Annotated in this window: 21 protein-coding genes and 2 tRNA genes; 8 read left to right on the top strand and 15 right to left on the bottom strand. The window is 36.2% G+C overall.

Translation table 11 applies throughout. The features are described from left to right. The first annotated feature begins 18 nt into the window (after positions 1 to 18). Entirely contained in the window at positions 19 to 513 is a 495-nt protein-coding gene (locus JML65_RS20855; RefSeq protein ID WP_202271980.1) for a hypothetical protein, read from the top strand. Positions 514 to 555: 42 nt separating this feature from the next. Beyond that, positions 556 to 948, top strand: a complete 393-nt coding sequence (locus JML65_RS20850; protein WP_202271979.1) for a hypothetical protein — start codon at positions 556 to 558, stop codon at positions 946 to 948. A 15-nt stretch (positions 949 to 963) separates the two neighbouring features. Here JML65_RS20850 and JML65_RS20845 read toward each other — a convergent pair whose 3' ends face one another. The 4 genes from JML65_RS20845 to JML65_RS20830 all read right to left on the bottom strand — a co-directional run bounded on the left by JML65_RS20845 (position 964) and on the right by JML65_RS20830 (position 3696). After that, positions 964 to 1848: a ferric siderophore ABC transporter substrate-binding protein gene (locus JML65_RS20845; RefSeq protein ID WP_202271978.1), complete on the bottom strand. Its 885-nt coding sequence runs from the start codon at positions 1846 to 1848 to the stop codon at positions 964 to 966. Positions 1849 to 1864: 16 nt separating this feature from the next. Continuing rightward, positions 1865 to 2263 carry an ExbD/TolR family protein gene (locus JML65_RS20840; protein WP_047484449.1) on the bottom strand — a complete coding sequence of 133 codons (399 nt, stop codon included), beginning with the start codon at positions 2261 to 2263 and terminating at the stop codon, positions 1865 to 1867. Positions 2264 to 2355: 92 nt separating this feature from the next. Further along, positions 2356 to 3060 (bottom strand): MotA/TolQ/ExbB proton channel family protein, encoded by a 705-nt coding sequence (locus JML65_RS20835; RefSeq protein ID WP_047484447.1) that lies wholly within the window; start codon positions 3058 to 3060, stop codon positions 2356 to 2358. A 174-nt stretch (positions 3061 to 3234) separates the two neighbouring features. Then, positions 3235 to 3696, bottom strand: a complete 462-nt coding sequence (locus tag JML65_RS20830; RefSeq protein ID WP_047484445.1) for a hypothetical protein — start codon at positions 3694 to 3696, stop codon at positions 3235 to 3237. A 167-nt stretch (positions 3697 to 3863) separates the two neighbouring features. Here JML65_RS20830 and JML65_RS20825 point away from each other — a divergent pair, with 167 nt between their 5' ends. Further along, positions 3864 to 5660: a DUF885 domain-containing protein gene (locus JML65_RS20825; RefSeq protein WP_202271977.1), complete on the top strand. Its 1797-nt coding sequence runs from the start codon at positions 3864 to 3866 to the stop codon at positions 5658 to 5660. A gap of 92 nt (positions 5661 to 5752) precedes the next feature. Next, the gene (locus JML65_RS20820) at positions 5753 to 6199 is read left to right on the top strand and encodes a DinB family protein (RefSeq protein ID WP_115919394.1); all 447 of its coding nucleotides are present in this window, start codon (positions 5753 to 5755) and stop codon (positions 6197 to 6199) included. A gap of 165 nt (positions 6200 to 6364) precedes the next feature. On the opposite strand, the gene JML65_RS20815 is transcribed toward JML65_RS20820, so the two are convergent. After that, positions 6365 to 6985, bottom strand: a complete 621-nt coding sequence (locus JML65_RS20815) for an endonuclease III domain-containing protein (protein ID WP_047484439.1) — start codon at positions 6983 to 6985, stop codon at positions 6365 to 6367. A gap of 33 nt (positions 6986 to 7018) precedes the next feature. Between JML65_RS20815 and bcp the strand changes: the two genes are divergently transcribed. Beyond that, positions 7019 to 7468 (top strand): thioredoxin-dependent thiol peroxidase, encoded by a 450-nt coding sequence (gene bcp / locus JML65_RS20810; protein ID WP_202271976.1) that lies wholly within the window; start codon positions 7019 to 7021, stop codon positions 7466 to 7468. 65 nt (positions 7469 to 7533) lie between these two features. On the opposite strand, the gene JML65_RS20805 is transcribed toward bcp, so the two are convergent. Genes JML65_RS20805 through JML65_RS20785 form a run of 5 tightly spaced genes read right to left on the bottom strand, consistent with a single transcriptional unit; the run spans position 7534 to position 11748 of the window. Then, positions 7534 to 8067 (bottom strand): GNAT family N-acetyltransferase, encoded by a 534-nt coding sequence (locus JML65_RS20805; protein ID WP_202271975.1) that lies wholly within the window; start codon positions 8065 to 8067, stop codon positions 7534 to 7536. Beyond that, entirely contained in the window at positions 8036 to 8698 is a 663-nt protein-coding gene (locus JML65_RS20800) for a hypothetical protein (RefSeq protein WP_202271974.1), read from the bottom strand. Before JML65_RS20800 ends, JML65_RS20805 begins: the two co-directional genes overlap by 32 nt. Before the next feature lie 32 nt (positions 8699 to 8730). Further along, positions 8731 to 9813 (bottom strand): mannose-1-phosphate guanylyltransferase, encoded by a 1083-nt coding sequence (locus tag JML65_RS20795; protein WP_237390957.1) that lies wholly within the window; start codon positions 9811 to 9813, stop codon positions 8731 to 8733. 2 nt (positions 9814 to 9815) lie between these two features. Beyond that, positions 9816 to 10406, bottom strand: coding sequence for a SprT-like domain-containing protein (locus JML65_RS20790; protein WP_047484430.1), 591 nt, complete (start codon positions 10404 to 10406; stop codon positions 9816 to 9818). Between the two features lies 1 nt (position 10407). Continuing rightward, positions 10408 to 11748 carry a TolC family protein gene (locus JML65_RS20785; protein WP_115919400.1) on the bottom strand — a complete coding sequence of 447 codons (1341 nt, stop codon included), beginning with the start codon at positions 11746 to 11748 and terminating at the stop codon, positions 10408 to 10410. Positions 11749 to 11932: 184 nt separating this feature from the next. On the opposite strand from JML65_RS20785, the gene JML65_RS20780 reads away from it, so the two are divergent. From JML65_RS20780 to JML65_RS20770, 3 genes are all read left to right on the top strand, one after another. Beyond that, positions 11933 to 13177 (top strand): bifunctional folylpolyglutamate synthase/dihydrofolate synthase, encoded by a 1245-nt coding sequence (locus JML65_RS20780; RefSeq protein ID WP_202271973.1) that lies wholly within the window; start codon positions 11933 to 11935, stop codon positions 13175 to 13177. Between the two features lie 42 nt (positions 13178 to 13219). Further along, positions 13220 to 13294, top strand: a tRNA-Val gene (locus JML65_RS20775). A gap of 34 nt (positions 13295 to 13328) precedes the next feature. Next, a tRNA-Val gene (locus JML65_RS20770) sits at positions 13329 to 13403 on the top strand. A gap of 52 nt (positions 13404 to 13455) precedes the next feature. On the opposite strand, the gene JML65_RS20765 is transcribed toward JML65_RS20770, so the two are convergent. From JML65_RS20765 to JML65_RS20745, 5 genes are all read right to left on the bottom strand, one after another. Then, positions 13456 to 14340 (bottom strand): glycosyltransferase family 2 protein, encoded by an 885-nt coding sequence (locus JML65_RS20765; RefSeq protein WP_202271971.1) that lies wholly within the window; start codon positions 14338 to 14340, stop codon positions 13456 to 13458. A 4-nt stretch (positions 14341 to 14344) separates the two neighbouring features. After that, complete coding sequence (locus JML65_RS20760; RefSeq protein ID WP_309946156.1) at positions 14345 to 15310, bottom strand: glycosyltransferase family 9 protein; 966 nt, start codon at positions 15308 to 15310, stop codon at positions 14345 to 14347. A 2-nt stretch (positions 15311 to 15312) separates the two neighbouring features. Next, positions 15313 to 15732 carry a SufE family protein gene (locus tag JML65_RS20755; protein ID WP_047484421.1) on the bottom strand — a complete coding sequence of 140 codons (420 nt, stop codon included), beginning with the start codon at positions 15730 to 15732 and terminating at the stop codon, positions 15313 to 15315. Positions 15733 to 15878: 146 nt separating this feature from the next. Beyond that, the gene (locus tag JML65_RS20750) at positions 15879 to 16973 is read right to left on the bottom strand and encodes a glycosyltransferase (RefSeq protein WP_202271969.1); all 1095 of its coding nucleotides are present in this window, start codon (positions 16971 to 16973) and stop codon (positions 15879 to 15881) included. Further along, the gene (locus tag JML65_RS20745) at positions 16973 to 17197 is read right to left on the bottom strand and encodes a hypothetical protein (RefSeq protein WP_047484419.1); all 225 of its coding nucleotides are present in this window, start codon (positions 17195 to 17197) and stop codon (positions 16973 to 16975) included. The genes JML65_RS20750 and JML65_RS20745 overlap by 1 nt, the downstream gene beginning before the upstream one ends. Between the last annotated feature and the right edge of the window lie 104 nt (positions 17198 to 17301).

The following is a 17301-nucleotide window of genomic DNA, read 5'->3' as shown; positions in this document are numbered from 1 at the left end:
TAAAACAAATCCTCTAAGTTGAAAAATATAAAATATGGATTTTTTCTAAAATCCTTGAGTTTATATGAAATAGTTTTACCTAGCTTAATTCTACTTGTAGAAATTCTTATTTACTATTTAAAACTTAATCAAATCCATTTAGAAATTGAAAAGGTGATCGGTTCAATAACTTTTATGTTTCTTTGGTGGGTTCCAATTTCAACTCCATTATCAGAAAAATTTAGGAATATCTATTTTTCTTTATTTTGGTTGGTAATTTGTACATTATGGTTAACAATACCAGGGGATTTTAAAATGTCTATTTTGCCACTTTTAGTATTTACATTTATACAAATTATCCGTTTAATTTTTAAATGGGTTTATAAAAGGGAGCCTATTCCTTTATTGATTAGCAAATTTATAACTCATCGATATAGTAAAATAGAGAACAGAGAATCTGACAAAAACGACATTGGTTTTAGTATACTAGTTTTTATTATCGGTGGTTTCCTTTCTATTTTCGTTGTAAACTGACCAATTATTAGCAAAATATAGATAATATTAAAAAAAATAAATATGATTACAGATAAAGAATTTACGCTACGACTCATCCGTCAATTGACCCAGGCATTGGAAAAGCTTATTTTAGATAAACCGGAAGAAAGCTTAATGCAGAAAGAACTGGATTTTGATACATTGATGAGGGATATTTTTAAGATGAGTTTTACCGAAATCTCTTCAAAGCCTAACCAAGAACTGATAGACATGGTCAACGAAAGACAGGAAAGGGATCATAAAGATTATTACGAAATGCTGGGTAATCTTTTCTATTTCACGGGGAAACAAGGTCAAAACAATGATTTTCTGGATAAAGCAAAAACATTTTATGAGCTGTATCTTCAGACCAGCGGAATTTTTGCCCTTCCTGTCATCAACAGAATTAATGAAATAAAAAAAGCACTTGAATAAAGTGCTTTTGTATGTTTAAAATGTTATTTTGTAACTTCCTGTGGAGGATGTATTGGCTCTTTCTGCCTTTACATACTTCTTGACCCATGAAACGGATGTAGAAGATACACAAGGGTCTGAAACACCTCCTGATCTTCTTGCAGAAACCACATTTCCTGCTTTATCTACGGTATAAGCAATGGTAATAGATCCGCTTGCGGTACAGCTATGAGCAGGCTGAGCTCCTCCTCGGCCCATTGTTCCCGGAATATAGCCAACAAGTTTTCTGTCTATCCCTACCTTACTGTCTCCATTTCCATCTCCTCCTAAAGGATCTCCGGCATTTCCAATACCATCTCCGGTCCCCTGGCTTCCCGCTTTTGTTCCTCTTCCTTTGATCAGGTTTCCGATAGCTGCATTCCCTTTTCCATCCCCATTTCCGGTTTTGGAATTAGCAGTGGCAGCCCCTGCTTTTTTAGTATTTTTAGAAGCACTGGTACTGGTAGCTTCTTTTTTCTCAGCTTTTTTTGCCTCCTCTTTTTTGGGAACCGTTGTTTTCGAATTATTTCCTGTGATCACTTTTTCCTTCACTTCAGCTTTCTTGGGTTCAGGTGCAGGCTCGGGCTTTACAACCGTCTTTGTTTCAGGAACGGGTGTTTCCGCCGGCTCGGGAGTAACCTCCTCCGTAGCAGCCGCTAAACTGCCCGGTTGCTCGGCCGGTTCTTCAATTCCCTTTCCATTTCTATTGTCACCGAAATTAACAAGCATCGTTGTGATGACCTCCGGATCTTTATCCAGTTCGGGTTTTAATTTATATAAAAAAACAAAAAGCAAAACGGCGGACCAAATAAGGACAGTAAGCAAAGCACTCTTTACCCTATCTTTATTTTCTTCGTTTTTGTTTGCAGTATAGCTTCTCATCTTCAATGATTCTTACTTATTTATCTTTAACAGTTGCAATAGCAATATTAAGCTTGTTTTTCTCAGCGATTTCCATCACAAAAACCACATCCTTATGCAGTGTATTTTCATCTGCTCTGATGGTAAAAGACTTATTGGTCTGATTGGCTAGCTTATTAACAATAATCTGCTCCAGCTCGCCTTTATTCACCGGATTATCATCTACAAAAAATGAACCATCAGGCTTAATGCTTACCGTTAAAGGATTAGGAATATTATCCTCAGTCGCTCCGGCCTTTGGAAGATTCACCTCTATTGCACTTTGGTTAGCTGCAGAGGAGGTGATCATAAAGAAGATCAGCATCAACAGGATAACATCTGTCATCGCTGCTAAACTGAATTCCGGATTCGCTTTATTTCTTCTTTGAATTTTCATCTGTTTCTTCTAATAGGTTAATGGTCAGATGGAATCGCTCACTTAATAATTTCCTGAAAAGATTTTTGGGGTAGCGATTTCATAAGAAAGATTTATAAAGGTTTGTTGATAAGATCTAAAAATTCTCCAGACATATTCTGAGCTTTCAATACAAACTTGTCAATTCTTGTTAAAAGAATATTGTAGCAAAAATTGGCAGGAATAGCAACTGCCAAACCTACAGCTGTTTGCCCTAAAGCGGTATAAATACCTTCTGAAAGTGTTTTTGGAGAGAAAGATCCTGTTGCATGTGATAGATTAAAGAATGCAATAATCATCCCGATCACCGTTCCTAAAAGTCCTAACATCGGAGCAATACTAGGAACCACCGCCAAAAGATTAAGGTTTTTCTCCATATTGGCCACTTCTACCTGAGCCTGAGCCTCCATTGCACTCACAATATCAGAAACAGGACGTCCTAATCTTGAAATTCCCTTTTCTAAAATTCTTCCCTCCGGAGAGTTTTGCGTTTTGCAATAATCTGCAGCCGCTTCAATCTTTCCTGCTTTCACGAAGTCTTCAATATTATTCATGAAGTTGGAATCCGTTTTTGACGTTAATCTTTTAATAAAGAAGAATCTTTCAAAAAACAGATATAAAGAAAACACTCCCAACAACAGTACAATAGCCATCACTATTTTAGCGAAAGCTCCTCCGTGGAACATGATCTTCCAAAATGAAAATTCTAAATTGTCTGTAGCAACTACGGGTGTAGCAATTTGCGCAAATAAAATCTGAGTAAGTTCCGTTAACAGCATTAATGTGAATTTTATAAAAGTTTTAACGACAAATGTAGTGGAATATTATGAATTGATATCTTAAAAATTGCTTAAAAACAACTTAAAGTTTGTTATCAAATGACAAACAGCAAATATCTTTCCAAAAGAAATTTTGAAAAGATATTTGATATAAAAAATTAGGAGTAGCGACGTTTAGTCTTCGTCTACCTCAATATCATCCTGGCTGAATTCGCACTTTAACCTAAAAGGAATCGGTGTATCAGATCCCGTGTAGAAATCATCAATGGTTCCTTTCCAGATGACCTGAAGCTCGCCTTCTTCGTTTTTCTCAAAAAGAAGCTCATTATCATAGATGTAGGCATCTTCGTCATCGAATAGGTCTACTTCTGTATAAGTTTCCTCATCAGAGTCACTGATTGTTATCGTTTTGCCTTCCAGTTCTGATGTTTCAATCGGAAAATCGAAAACTTCGAGTGAAAGCTGTGGAAAGTTGTACTGTAATGAATCATCATCTACGTGATCCAAACTGTCATCCGTTATAATTTCAACCTCTAAAAAATGTTGCTGGTTGCTGTAGACTGCTTTACAATAAGTATTTCTGATATTGTACTTTAATGTTTCGTCCGGATGGTAAATTTTTAAAATCCCTTTCATTTTTTCTTAAAAAAGAACTGTAATAATATGATTGTTAAATGCTTTAGACAAAGATAAAAAATTGATTCAAAGTTAAAAGGATTTTGAAAATAATTTTTTAATTCAAGTTTAATGATGGGTCTGAATCACCCAATAATACTTACTTTTGTTTCATAAAGATTCTGAAAATGAAAAATGTTTTATCGAAAAGTATTTTGGGATTGGGATTGATGATAAGTCTTGCATCCTGCAAAAAGACCGATTCTCCCCTTACCAAAGTTACTCCTACCAATCTGGATTCCATTGCCTCCAATTATTATGAACAGTATCTTAAACTATATCCTTTGGATGCTACAGCCCAGGGAGATACAAGATACAATGACCAGCTTCCTATTAATATTGATAAAGATTTTATTTCAGGAGAAGTGGCTTTCTACAATTCGGTACAAAAACAATTGGATAATGTAGATTACAAGAGCCTTTCCGACGAAAACAAAGTCGTTTATGATGTGCTGGATTATACTTTAAAAGATAAAATTGAGGCCTATGCCTATCATCCGGAATATATTCCTTTTACTCAGTTTGGAGGTCTTCCTTTAAATTTCCCGCTGTACGGAAGTGGAGAAGGAAGCCAGCCTTTTAAAACGGAAAAAGATTACAGCGACTGGCTGAAAAGAATGGAAAAATTTCCGGCATGGATGGATTCAGCAGCAGAAAACTTCCGTGAAGGGATCAACAATAAAGTTGTTCTTCCCAAAAAACTGGTTGTCAAAATGATTCCCCAAATGACCTCTCAGGAAATTATCACCCCTGATATGGAAAAAAATATTTTCTACGGTCCTATTAAAAACTTCCCGAAAAGTTTCACCCAGGCTCAGAAAGATAAATTTTCAGAACTTTATAAAGACGCCATTACCAAAAAAATCATTCCTGCTTATACTAAAATGGGTAATTTCCTGGAAAAGGAATACCTTCCAAAAGCAAGAGATAATGACGGCTACAACAGCCTTCCCAATGGAAATGAAATTTACGGCTATTATGTAAAAAGCTGGACTACTACTAAAAAATCACCGGAAGAGATCAACAAAATCGGACAGCAGCAGGTAGCTATGCTTCGTGCAGAGATGGAAAAGGTGAAAAAACAGGTAGGTTTTACAGGAACACTGGAAGAATTCATCACTTTTGTTAAAACTGATCCCAAAGCAATGCCTTATAAAACCTCTAAAGAAGTTTTAAATGGCTTTAACAGTATTTTAGCCAAGATTACCCCGAAGCTGAAAACAATGTTTAATGTCACGCCAAAAACCAAATTTGAGATCAGACAAACGGAAAAATTCAGAGAGGCCAGCGCCAGTGCTGAATACATTCCCGGAACTCCGGACGGGAAAAGAGCAGGTATTTTTTATGTTCCCCTTCCCGATCCTTCAAAATTCAATGTTACTTCAGGAATGGAGTCCCTTTTCCTTCATGAAGCCATCCCTGGACATCACTATCAGGTTTCTCTTCAACAGGAGAATACAAACCTTCCAAAATTCATGAGATTCGGATGGTTTGGAGCCTACGGAGAAGGATGGGCACATTATTGCGAAACCCTCGGCCCTGAATTCGGATTATATACAGATCCATATCAGAAAATGGGATACCTGAGTGACCAGATGCTGAGAGCAGTAAGACTGGTCGTGGACACAGGTATACACACCGGAAAAATGACCAGAGAAGAAGCCATTAAATATTTCTTAAGTAATATTTCTTATGATGAAGGGTCTGCTACCGCAGAAGTGGAAAGATATATGGCTATGCCTGGCCAGGCTCTAGGCTATAAAATAGGATCACTAAGAATCCGGGAATTAAGAGAGAAGTATCAAAAAGAACTTGGAAACAAGTTTAATCTGGCCAGCTTCCACGATGAAGTATTAAGCCAAGGATGCCTTCCTCTGGAGGTTCTGAACAGAAAAATGGAGCTTTGGGCTAAAAAACAAAAATAGGTTCTTGATCTAGATAAATTAAAAGGTGCTGAATTAAACAGCACCTTTTTTCGTTCAAGAAATTTCAATAATTTTAAAATTAAAATTAAGATATGATCATAGAGAGTCTGAGATCTCTTTACAGTAGAGATTTAAATAAATTAAAAACAGAAATTGAAGCCTATCAAAATGAGGAAAATCTATGGAAGACCGATAAAAACATCGCCAATTCCGGAGGCAATCTCTGTCTCCATCTGGTAGGAAACCTTAACCTTTTTATCGGAACAGAACTGGGAAAAACCGGGTATGTAAGACATCGTGACCTTGAGTTTTCCTTGAAAGACATTCCCAAAGCTGAGCTAATTGAAAAAGTTCAGGCAACCCTATCTATGGTAGACACTGTTCTCAGCCAGCTATCTGAAGAGGATCTCGGTAAAGAATACCCTCTTGTGGTTTTTGAAGATAAAATGACCACAGATTATTTCCTGATCCACCTGGTCGCTCATCTGGATTATCATTTGGGGCAGATTAATTACCATAGAAGACTATTAGACATTTAGGCTTCCATATAGCATCACAGGGTCTCTGTATCCGTATTTTTAGGTTTTCAAAGGCATTTGATTCAGCAAAGAGACGGTTGTACTGCTCAACGAAGTGCCCTTGCGAGCCATTTCAATGCGATTTGTTATAAAATCTTTGTGAGCATTGCGTTAAAAATGCAATCATTACTTTTCAAACAACATTTTGGTGATAAAATCTTTCTCCCCTTTTCCTCGGGCCGGTGAATATTCTCTGCCATAGAAAATAATCTGAAGATGAAGCTTATTCCACACCTCTTCCGGAAATAAATTCTTTGCATCGCGTTCAGTTTCCACCACATTTTTTCCTGATGTCAGCTTCCACTGTGTCATTAAACGATGAATATGAGTATCTACCGGAAATGCCGCGAACCCGAATCCCTGGCTCATTACTACGGAAGCCGTTTTATGCCCCACTCCGGGAAGTGCTTCCAGTTCTTCATATGTTTGAGGAACTATTCCTTGATGTCTTTCTAATAAAAGCTCTGCCATTCTTTTTAGATTTTTGGCCTTGGTATTGGACAGTCCTATTTCTTTAATCAATTCTTTGATCTGATATTCTTCCAGTTTCGCCATTCTTTGTGGCGTTCCTGCTACGGCAAAAAGATCAGGAGTAACCTGATTTACTTTTTTATCAGTAGTTTGCGCAGAAAGTGCAACAGCAACCATTAGCGTATACGGATCGGTATGATCCAATGGAATAGGTGTAGTGGGATATAATTTATCCAGTTCTATCTGAACGAGCTCGGCTCTTTGCTTTTTTGTCATGTAACCCTTAAATTTGAACAAAATTAAATCATTATGCTGAAAGTTGGAGACAAATTACCTGAATTTGAAGGAATAAATCAGGATGGAGAAACAGTATCCTCTTCAAAGTTGATTGGAAAAAAACTGGTTGTTTTCTTTTATCCGCAAGCCAGTACCCCAACATGTACTGTAGAAGCCTGTAATCTGAGTGACAATTATTCCAAACTTGAAAAAGACGGGTTCCAATTATTGGGAGTAAGTGGAGATTCTGTAAAGAAACAGAAAAATTTTCACAGCAAATTTGCATTCCCTTATGACCTTATTGCGGATGAAACCCGTAATATCATTGATAAATTCGGAGTTTGGCAAGAGAAAAAAACGTTTGGAAAAACCTATATGGGAATAGTAAGAACGACCTTTATTTTTGATGAAAACGGAATCTGTACAAGAGTGATTGAAAAAGTAACTTCAAAAACAGCTGCCGAGCAAATTTTGGAGGGATAGTCTTGTAATACAAATAGATTCGCAACAGATGTTTGTGAATCTATTTGTATTTTTATTTATAATTATTACTCTGTTTCGTAATAGTTTAATTCTTCATCCTCACCGGGTAGGGTAACATGTTTTTGAAATTTCAGTCCCAGTTTCTCTATCAGTTTTTGAGAAGACACGTTATCTTTTGAAATGATAGCAGATATTTTTGACAGTCCAAATTCTTCCATCCCAATGGATTTAACCTTTTGAGCTGCTTCATAAGCATATCCCTTACCTTCAAACTCTTCCAAGAGAGAATATCCTATATCTACTACATCAAGGCCTTCTCTCTCAAAGATCCCTACTCCACCAATTTTGTTATTGCCTTCTTTGGTCATGACAAGATAATTTCCATACCCTAATCTTTCAATCTGCGGAATAAATCTGTTTCTGATATAGTCTTCAGCATCCTCAAGTGTTTTAATATTACGGTCACCAATATACTGGATAAACTTGGGTCTGTTGTAAAGTTCAAAAATAAGTTCCTTATCTTCCAAAGACATTGGACGGAGAATCAATCGTTCCGTTTCGTAAAATTTATTTTCGCTGGGTTGTTTTTTTAGGCTCATCTTTTGGTTCTTGTTTTTTCTCGATCTTTAAAAGACGGGGGTTATTAGCACATTTTTTATTATAAAGCTCAATATAGGTTCCATTATCTTTCACCTGGATTATTTCACCTGTAGATTTACTTACAGTCAATGTATAATGAGTTTTTTGATACGGACATTCTTTTGAAGTCAGTTTACCAAGATCCAAATAATAATGAGTCCGGTCTTCATGATAATTGCCTGCAAGATCTTTAAATTCTTCGTCAACCAGATATCCGTCAGCAGCTAAAACAATAGCTGCCTCTTCAGCATTATCTATCTTACCTACAAATTTTTTCAGCCCTTCCACGTCCATAATATAGCTGATCTTACCTCCTGAAGAATAAGCTATATAATAAAAGCTGTCTTCACTTGGGAACAGGTTAAAACCTGAAAACTGAGGGGTATAGCTTATCTTTCCTCCGGACGTTTTTAGCTCCTGACCTTTGCCATAGCTATTGTATACCAGCACCCATGAATCTATTTTATCATCGGGTTCTATACGTTGGAGAATATTTGGAATGTTTGAAAACTTCTTCTTTTCCTGAGCATATCCCAGGAATCCTAAAAGTACAAATACAAGAATTGTGAATTGGGTGGTAATTTTTATCATAATTTAAAAATCAGCAGAAATATACCAATTTTTTACATAAACTTATCTCCTTTCTTGAAGCTTTTTAAATCGAGAACATAATCCTTGATCAGCTGATCATTATCGCGTGGGCAGATAAGAAGAGCCTTATCGGTATCCACAACAATATAATTTTCAAGGCCATCAATGATGACCGCTTTATTATTGTTTTTAAGACGGATAATATTCCCACTGGAGTTGTAGGTTAGCAAATGCTTTAGTTTTACAGCATTACCGTTTTCATCCTTATCCGTATTTTCGTATACTGATGTCCATGTACCCAGATCACTCCAGCCTAAAATAGCAGGAATTACATATACGTTTTTTGCTTTTTCCAGAATACCGTTGTCTATAGAAATTTTCTGTACTTTAGGGTAAATGGTTTCAATACAGCTGTTTTCATTTTCTGAATTATACTCACAAGCCATAAAGTGCTGCATCATCTCAGGAAGGTACATTTCAAAAGCATGATGGATACTTTTTATATTCCAGATGAATATTCCCGCATTCCAAAGGAAGTCCCCGCTTTCCAGAAAATTTTGGGCAATTTCAAGAATAGGTTTTTCCGTAAATGTTTTTACTTTGAAGTATTCTGAGCCTTTTTTCTCTACAAACTGAATATATCCATACCCTGTATCGGGTCTTGTAGGAGTAATACCCAGGGTTACCAGGTAATCATGTTTTGAAGCAAGGTCAAAAGCAAGCTCCACTTTTTCCAAAAATACATCCTCTTTAAGAATCAAATGATCCGCCGGAAGGACAATCATAGTAGCATCAGGGTTAATTTCAGCGATCTTATTAGCCATATACAGGTTACAAGCCGCTGTATTCTTCATCAGAGGCTCACCTACAATGTTCTCTTCAGGAATCTCAGGTAGCTGCTGCTGAGAAAGCGCAACATATTCTTTATTCGTAATCACGAATATGTGTTCTTTAGGAATAAGCTTACTGATTCTGTCATAAGTCTGTTGAATCATAGTACGCCCAACTCCTAAAATATCCTGAAACTGTTTTGGAAATTTCTGTGTACTCATCGGCCAGAACCGGCTACCGATTCCACCTGCCATTATCACACAGTATCTATCTGATTTTAACATTCTTAGCTACATTTTTCTACCCTTGCTAAAGGTTTGAAAGAATACTTCCTTCCAGTAGCCAGGTTCTTACAAAGATAGTTTTTTTTAACCAGACCTTCTAATAAATACTTTTCGTTGCGATATATAAAAAATTCTCCCTTTTGGAGCTCCTCAATAAATTGTAGGCTATCATCCTGTTTTTCAGTATGAAAATATCTTACAAGATCAGGACTGGCCATAAAATTTGCTTTAGGTGCCTTGGAAAACTTAACGATGATGGGCTTTAGATCTTCATCGTAAATTTCAAGACTTTCAATAAGCATTTTTCTAAATGTTTCCTTCCATTCGTTGCCGTGAGGGGAAATTCTTCTTCCATATTTCTCGAAGGCAATTAAGTGAGCCAGCTCATGGGTCAGAACAAAGAAAAAAAGCTGCGGAGTAAGAGTAGAATTTACTGTAATTTCATGGGAATCGTCCGGAAGCTTTCTATAATCTCCCAGTTTGGAATTCCTGTTCCTAGTAACTTTTATATGAATAAAATAATCTGAAAACCAGATTTTTAAATACTGAAGTGTGTTTGGTGGTAAATATTTTTCTAATGATTTAATTGGCATTTTACAAACTTAATGGAATTCCTGCATAGAAATTCAACAGTTTAAGGCTGAAAAGATAATTATATTTCGCCTGCGCTACTGATCCCTGTGCATTTGCATAATTATTTCTTGCAACATTTACGTCATAAATGGTTGATCTACCTGCAGCATAGCTCTTATCGGCAAAATCCAGAGCCAGCTTTGAACTTTTCTCTGCCTCTACCGCTGCCAGATAGTTTTCGTAATTGGCATCGGCATCAAACTGTGCTTTCTGTATATTCTGTCTTATCGTTTGTTTTTGTTGCTCCAGTGTATTTTTAGCAATACTTTCATTTATTTTAGATTGCTGTACCTGTAGTTTTGTTATTCCTTTATTAAAAATAGGAATATTTACAGAAACTCCTCCCTGTTGTCCAAAGTTATCTTTATACTGTTCAAAAAATCCTTTTTCCTTAATGTAAACAAATTCGTTTCCTACATTATCCGTATTCAAAAGATTATTATAGAAAGTTCCTATTCCAACGTTTGCTGTTACAGTAGGCCAAAAAGCAGTCTTGGAAACCTCTGTTTGAGCCTCTGCAGAATTTACCCTGCTTTCCGCTGCTTTTATAAGAGGCTGAGACTCATAAGCTATAGATAAAACTTCATCTACAGATTTCAGCTCAGGGGCCAACTGATCCGGAACAGTGACATCTTCAACATCAAAGTCTTTATACTCAGACAGCTGTAAAAGCTGAACTAAAGCGAATAAGCTTCGCCCTACATTTACCTGTGCTGTTTTTAAATTTTGTTTTTCTCTGGCCAACGCAGCTTCAGCTTCTGCCAGAACGGTTTGTGCTGTTGTTCCTACAGTCGTCGTTATTTTTGCTCTGTCGAATTGTTTTTGAGCATTAATTACAGCACTTTCAGAAATTTTTACAATTTCCTTATTCAGCAATGTCGTTAAATATTGCTGTGCTATCTGTAAAGAAATATCATTTTTTATAGCCTCTACATCATAAAGACTTGCCTCTACATCAAACTGGCTTTTTCTGACAGTCTTTTCCAGTCTCCCATTATTGTATACCAAAATATCAGCTCCAATACTAGCATTATTACTGAATCTGTCATTCCTTAAACTCCCGGTACCAAAAGATGTCTGTCCAAAACTGACGGTATTTCCAAAACTTCCTGAAACGGATGGTAGATATCCATTTTTGGCAATTTTAAGATTGGCATCCTGTGATTGTTTGTTATATTGATTTTGGATAACCTGAAGATTATGCTCCACTGCATAGCTTACACATTCTTTTAAGGACCATTTCTTTTGAGCGTTCAATCCCAAACAGCCTAATCCAAAAACGATAATCCAAACTTTTTTCATATGTATATGTTTATTTGTTCTTAATGGTCATATGGAATCGTGTCATCTTCATCAGAACTGTAATTTGTAAATCACAACGATTTCATATTAAGATTTTTCCCTATTAGACGAACTAAATATAAAAAAGTTACAGATTGAAAAAATTATTGTTTCATTTTAATAAAACTTTTGAGAATTTTGTACCATGACACATGAACAATACCAGGAAGCTATAGACTGGCTTTTCGTACAGATGCCCAACTATCAGACAGATGGGCAGAAAGCTTATAAACCGGGACTGGATAATATTATTAAACTTTGTGCTTTTTTTGAAAACCCTCAGGAGAAGATAAAATGCATCCATATCGGAGGGACAAACGGCAAGGGCTCTTCAAGCAATATGCTGGCTTCTGTACTGCAGGAGGCAGGATATACCATCGGATTATACAATTCTCCTCACCTTATCGACTTCACAGAACGTATCAAGATCAATGGTAAAAACTGCGATAAGGAATTTGTTTTTGATTTTATACAAAAGCTTAAAAATTTACCTGAAGATATCCGCCCCTCATTTTTTGAGTTTACGACCATTATGGCATTTGAATATTTTGCCCAGCAACAGGTGGATTTTGCCATTATTGAAGTAGGATTAGGAGGAAGACTGGATTCAACCAATATTATCCGTCCATTGATTTCAGCTATAACGAATGTTCAACTGGACCATCAAAATATATTGGGAGATACTATTGAAGATATAGCAGGAGAAAAAGCAGGGATTATTAAGCCTAATACCCCCATTATTTCCGGTGACGAAAATGAAGTGGTAAAAAATATCATCAGCAAAAAAGCAGCCCAAGAAAACGCTCCTTTTATAGATTCAACATTATTTCACACTACCCTTACCTCAGACTTAAAAGGAAACTACCAACAGAAGAATATCCGGGTGGTATTAGCGATGATTGAAGAATTAAGAAAATTAAGTATTGAGATTTCTGACAAAGCCATTGAAAAAGGGCTACTGAATGTCCATCAAAATACGGGGTTCATTGGCCGTTGGTTTGAATTTTCAAAAAATCCGCTTACTATTTGTGATACGGGACATAATCAGGCAGGTTTGGAGTATGTTTTTTCACAATTGAATTCTATAGACAGGCATAAGCATGTTATTTTGGGGTTTGTGAACGATAAAAAAATAGATGAAGTGATGGATTTACTTCCTGAAAATTCTGAGTTTTATTTTGCAAAACCATCTATCAGTAGGGGAAGACATCCCGAAGATTATGAAAATCTACTTCGTGAGGCAAAAATTTTTTATAAAATTTTTAATTCTGTACAGGAAGCCTATCTTTCTGCAAAAGAGCGATATACAAATGAAGATATGATTTTTATCGGCGGAAGTAACTTTGTTGTGGGAGAATTTTTAGAAAAAAATTTGGAGATTTCTAAATAAGTCGTATATTTGCACCACTCTAAACGAGGAAACAAGTTATAGGGGCTCTTAGCTCAGTTGGTTCAGAGCATCTGGTTTACACCCAGAGGGTCGGGGGTTCGAATCCCTCAGGGCCCACAAAAAGGATACTGAAGCCTTTCAAAAAATTTCAGGGCTCTTAGCTCAGTTGGTTCAGAGCATCTGGTTTACACCCAGAGGGTCGGGGGTTCGAATCCCTCAGGGCCCACAAAAACTCTCAAGAAATTGAGAGTTTTTTTTTGTTTTATAGCGTAAAAAAATTATTTCATTTTCCTGATCAGAACACCCAGCTTATAAAAATCAAAACACTTCATATGTGGGTGTTCCGAAAGAAGATTCTTTTTTATACTATCTTCAAAAATTCCATAGGCAAAGAGAAACAGAGAAGACAGCTTTAATTGCCTTAATTTCATTGCGACCTTATATACCTTGATATCTTTTATAAAAACATTATTTTGGCCACTTTCTGAAAGCTTGAATAAAGAATTCATGCCTATTTCTGCTTTTCTCAGAAAAACTCCATTAGTGGTATCATCAAAATGAATGACAGGGTTGTTAATTGCCAGAAACTTTACTTTATTCAGCTCAAGAAGTTTGGCAAAAATAAAATCTTCATAGCCATAATCCGTCAGCTCTTCATTAAAAGGAAATTTCTCGAAAACATTTTTTTTGATGATAAAGTTTACGGTTTTAAACAATGAAAAATCAGTGGACTGAGCTCCCGAAAAGATCTCTCTTTCTACAGAGTATCTGTTTCTGAGAGTAGCAGCATACTGAGTTGCAATTTTAAAATTGCCATATATTAATTCTATATCTGGCCGCTGTTTTATATTGGACAAATAGTTCTGAAGAAATTTTTCGCTATCGATCTTTACATCACAGTCTAAAAACAACAGGTACTTTCCACGGGCATATTGCAGAAAAAGATTTCGGATTTTGGATCTCCCAATATTTTCTTCCAGAAAAATCAAATGTTGAACATTATCCTGAAGAGAAGCATTCATCTGGTTAAATGAAAGATCTGAAGCATCATCAATCAAGATGATCTCCGCATCAATACCATTGATCTCAATTTCTTTTTTTAAACCAGCGATCAGTTCACGGACATCAAAATTAAATATAGGAATACAGATTGAAAGCTCCATGGCATCAGATTTTCTCTATCACTTTTTGAATATTGAATTCTTCAAGACATGCCCAGTCTCCCCTGTAGCATTCTTTGTCGCCAAAAACAGAACAAGGTCTGCAGGTAAGATCTTTTACCTGAACCACATCTTCTTCACGCTGTCCAAATCCTAAAAATCCGGCGTAAGGATGCGTTGCCCCCCATATGGAAACACACCTTGTCCCCACAAGACTTGCCAGGTGCATATTGGCGGAATCCATGGAAATCATCACTTCCAGCTCTGCTATTTTATGAAGTTCTTCCGTAAGGCTCAGCTTCCCGGAAAGGCTTTTTGTATTGGGGATCTGGCTTTCCCAGTTTTCAAGGGTCTCTGTTTCCTTCTTCCCTCCCCCGAAAAAATAGACAGTATTTTTCTTTGCGAGTATTCTAGCCAGTTCAAATGATTTCTCCAAAGGAAGCATTTTCCCTTTATGCTGAGCGAAAGGAGCAAAGCCTATCCCCGATTTATTTTCGGAAAGAGGTCTCAGTTTTTGAGAAAGTGTCACCTGAAAGCCCATTGCCCGGAATACATCAGCATACCGCTCCACTGTTTTTTTCAGCTGTACTTTATTGAGATTCCAAACATCAGTAAGGTGTTCTTTTTCCTCTTTTCCTTTATCTATTTTAAAGACTTTCAGTCCTCTCCTTGCATAAAATTTATCTAAGACTTTAGTCCTGATCACATCATGAAGATTGGCAATAAAATCCGGATGAAATTCCTTGATCAGCTCATTGCTTAATCTTCTTAATCCAAAAAAACCTTTATAATCATCCAGATCAATTCCTTTAAATATCACATTCGGAATCCCCGCAAATAAAGCTTCAAAATTCTTCCTGGAAACCATAATAATTTCCACATCAGGATTTTGCTCCAGAAACTCTCTGAAAACAGGTGCCGTCATGGCAACATCTCCAAATGCAGAAAAACGATATGCTAAAATTCTGGTCACGGTTATGATTTCAATTGATAAGCAACAGCGTAAAATTTGATTTGTTTGGTCATTGCCATCAATCCGTTGGCTCTTGACGGGGAAAGGAATTCCTGTAATCCTATTTCTGAAATAAATTCAAAATCTGAATCTAAAATTTCCTGGGTAGAATGGCCACTGTAAATACTGACTAAGAGAGAAACAATTCCTTTGGGTAATATCCCGTCAGAGTCTGCATTAAAGAAAAGTTTTCCTTCTTTAAACTCAGCATCAATCCACACTTTACTCTGACAGCCTTTAATAAGGTTGTCATCTGTTTTCTTATCTTCTGAAAGCCCTTTTAATTCTTTACCAAGGTCGATGATATACTCATATTTCTGCTCCCAATCTTCAAGAAACGCAAATTCGTCGATAATTTCCTGCTGTTTTTCTTTAATGGTCATTTTTAATCCAATTTCTTTGTGCAAAGATAATTAATTTTAGACTTTTAATTTTCTAATTCAATTTTCATTGCATCTGATCAATAAATCATTGCTGTATATGATAAAAATATAAAATTAAATAGGATAAATTCAATGATTTAAAAAAATTATTGAGCAGCTTTTTGGATGACGTTAAGTAGTTTTATTTCTTCATTTTCCCAACACAATGCTTCTGAAGCCCTTTCAAGTTCCTGCTGGTAATTGATTCTGCCTTTATTTAAAACCTTTTTTATGGCATCGGCAATATGTTCAGGATGATGGCTTTTTATCATCTCCCCTATATCAAATTGATTTTTAATATTTTGCATTTCCGGAAAATCTGACATAATTAAAGGAACCCGAGACTGAATGCAATCCAGAATTTTATTGGGCAGTGAATAGAGGTAGCTGTCTCCCCCATTTTCTTCGATACTCATTCCGCAGTCTGCCTTTACCGTAATATTTCTCAGCTCCTCAGGGATTAATTTTCCAAGAAACTGTACTTTATGCTGAAGGTTTTCTGTAGCGACAAGGTTTTCATATTCCATCTTCTTTGGTCCGTCTCCTGCAATGCTCAATACCACATCGTCAAGATGGTGCATGGCAAGAATCACTTTATCTATTCCCCGAAAAGGATTGAGTGCTCCCTGATACAAAAGCATTTTGGGATTATTTTCAGGAATTTCAACATCAAACATTATTCTCCTGGGGGCATTTTGGAGCACTACAGGATGTATCCCATATTTCTTTTGGAACCATTGGGCGTAGCTTCCGCTTGCCGTCATCATGAATTCCAGCTTTGGAATAATTGTATTTTCCAAATACCGCCATAGTTTTTGTGACATTTTACCTTGAACGGCAGGCATTTCCGAAAAAATTTCATGACTGTCAAAAATCAATGGAATATTTAATTTCTGAGAAACAAGGTAGTTGGGGAGTAAAGCGTCAACATCATTAGCATAAAGAATTGTATTCTGATCTGCTTTTTTCTTTAGCTGATGGTACAATTTCCAGTTGAATTCAAAGTAAGCCGTTTTTAAGCTTTTTGAAGCCAGATGAATTCTGGAGAAAGGATATGGACGTTCCATTTTCCCTGCTCCATTCCAGTCATTCCCTATCAAGTCTATCTGATATTCATTTTCATACAAGGTTCTGCATACTTTTTCAATGCGCTGATCTGTATATAAATTACTGAAAGCAGATATAATGATATTTTTTCTCATCAGCTTTTCTTCCCTAGCAATAAATGATAGACCTGAATAAAGCAAATAAGTCCGTTTGGAATGATTACCGGCCAAAGCATTCCGTTGTAGATACCATAAATGACAAAGCAAATACAGCCAATCATATTAACGACTCTGATTTTTCTTACATCTTTCAGTATGAAACTCAATACGATAAAAACGGAAGCAGAATAGCCAATATAAGTAGTAATCTCAGGATTCATGGGGATTTTTTACGAATAACAAACTTAATCATTTTCAATAAGATAATAAAATTTTTTCTGCCATAAAGTCATTAATTGATTTTTGGTAAAATATTTGTAATTTA

The organism is Chryseobacterium sp. KMC2 (genome assembly GCF_016756935.1).
Classification (GTDB): domain Bacteria; phylum Bacteroidota; class Bacteroidia; order Flavobacteriales; family Weeksellaceae; genus Chryseobacterium; species Chryseobacterium rhizosphaerae.
The sequence above is the reverse complement of the archived record's forward strand: the minus strand, read 5'-3'. Positions and strand labels throughout refer to the sequence as shown.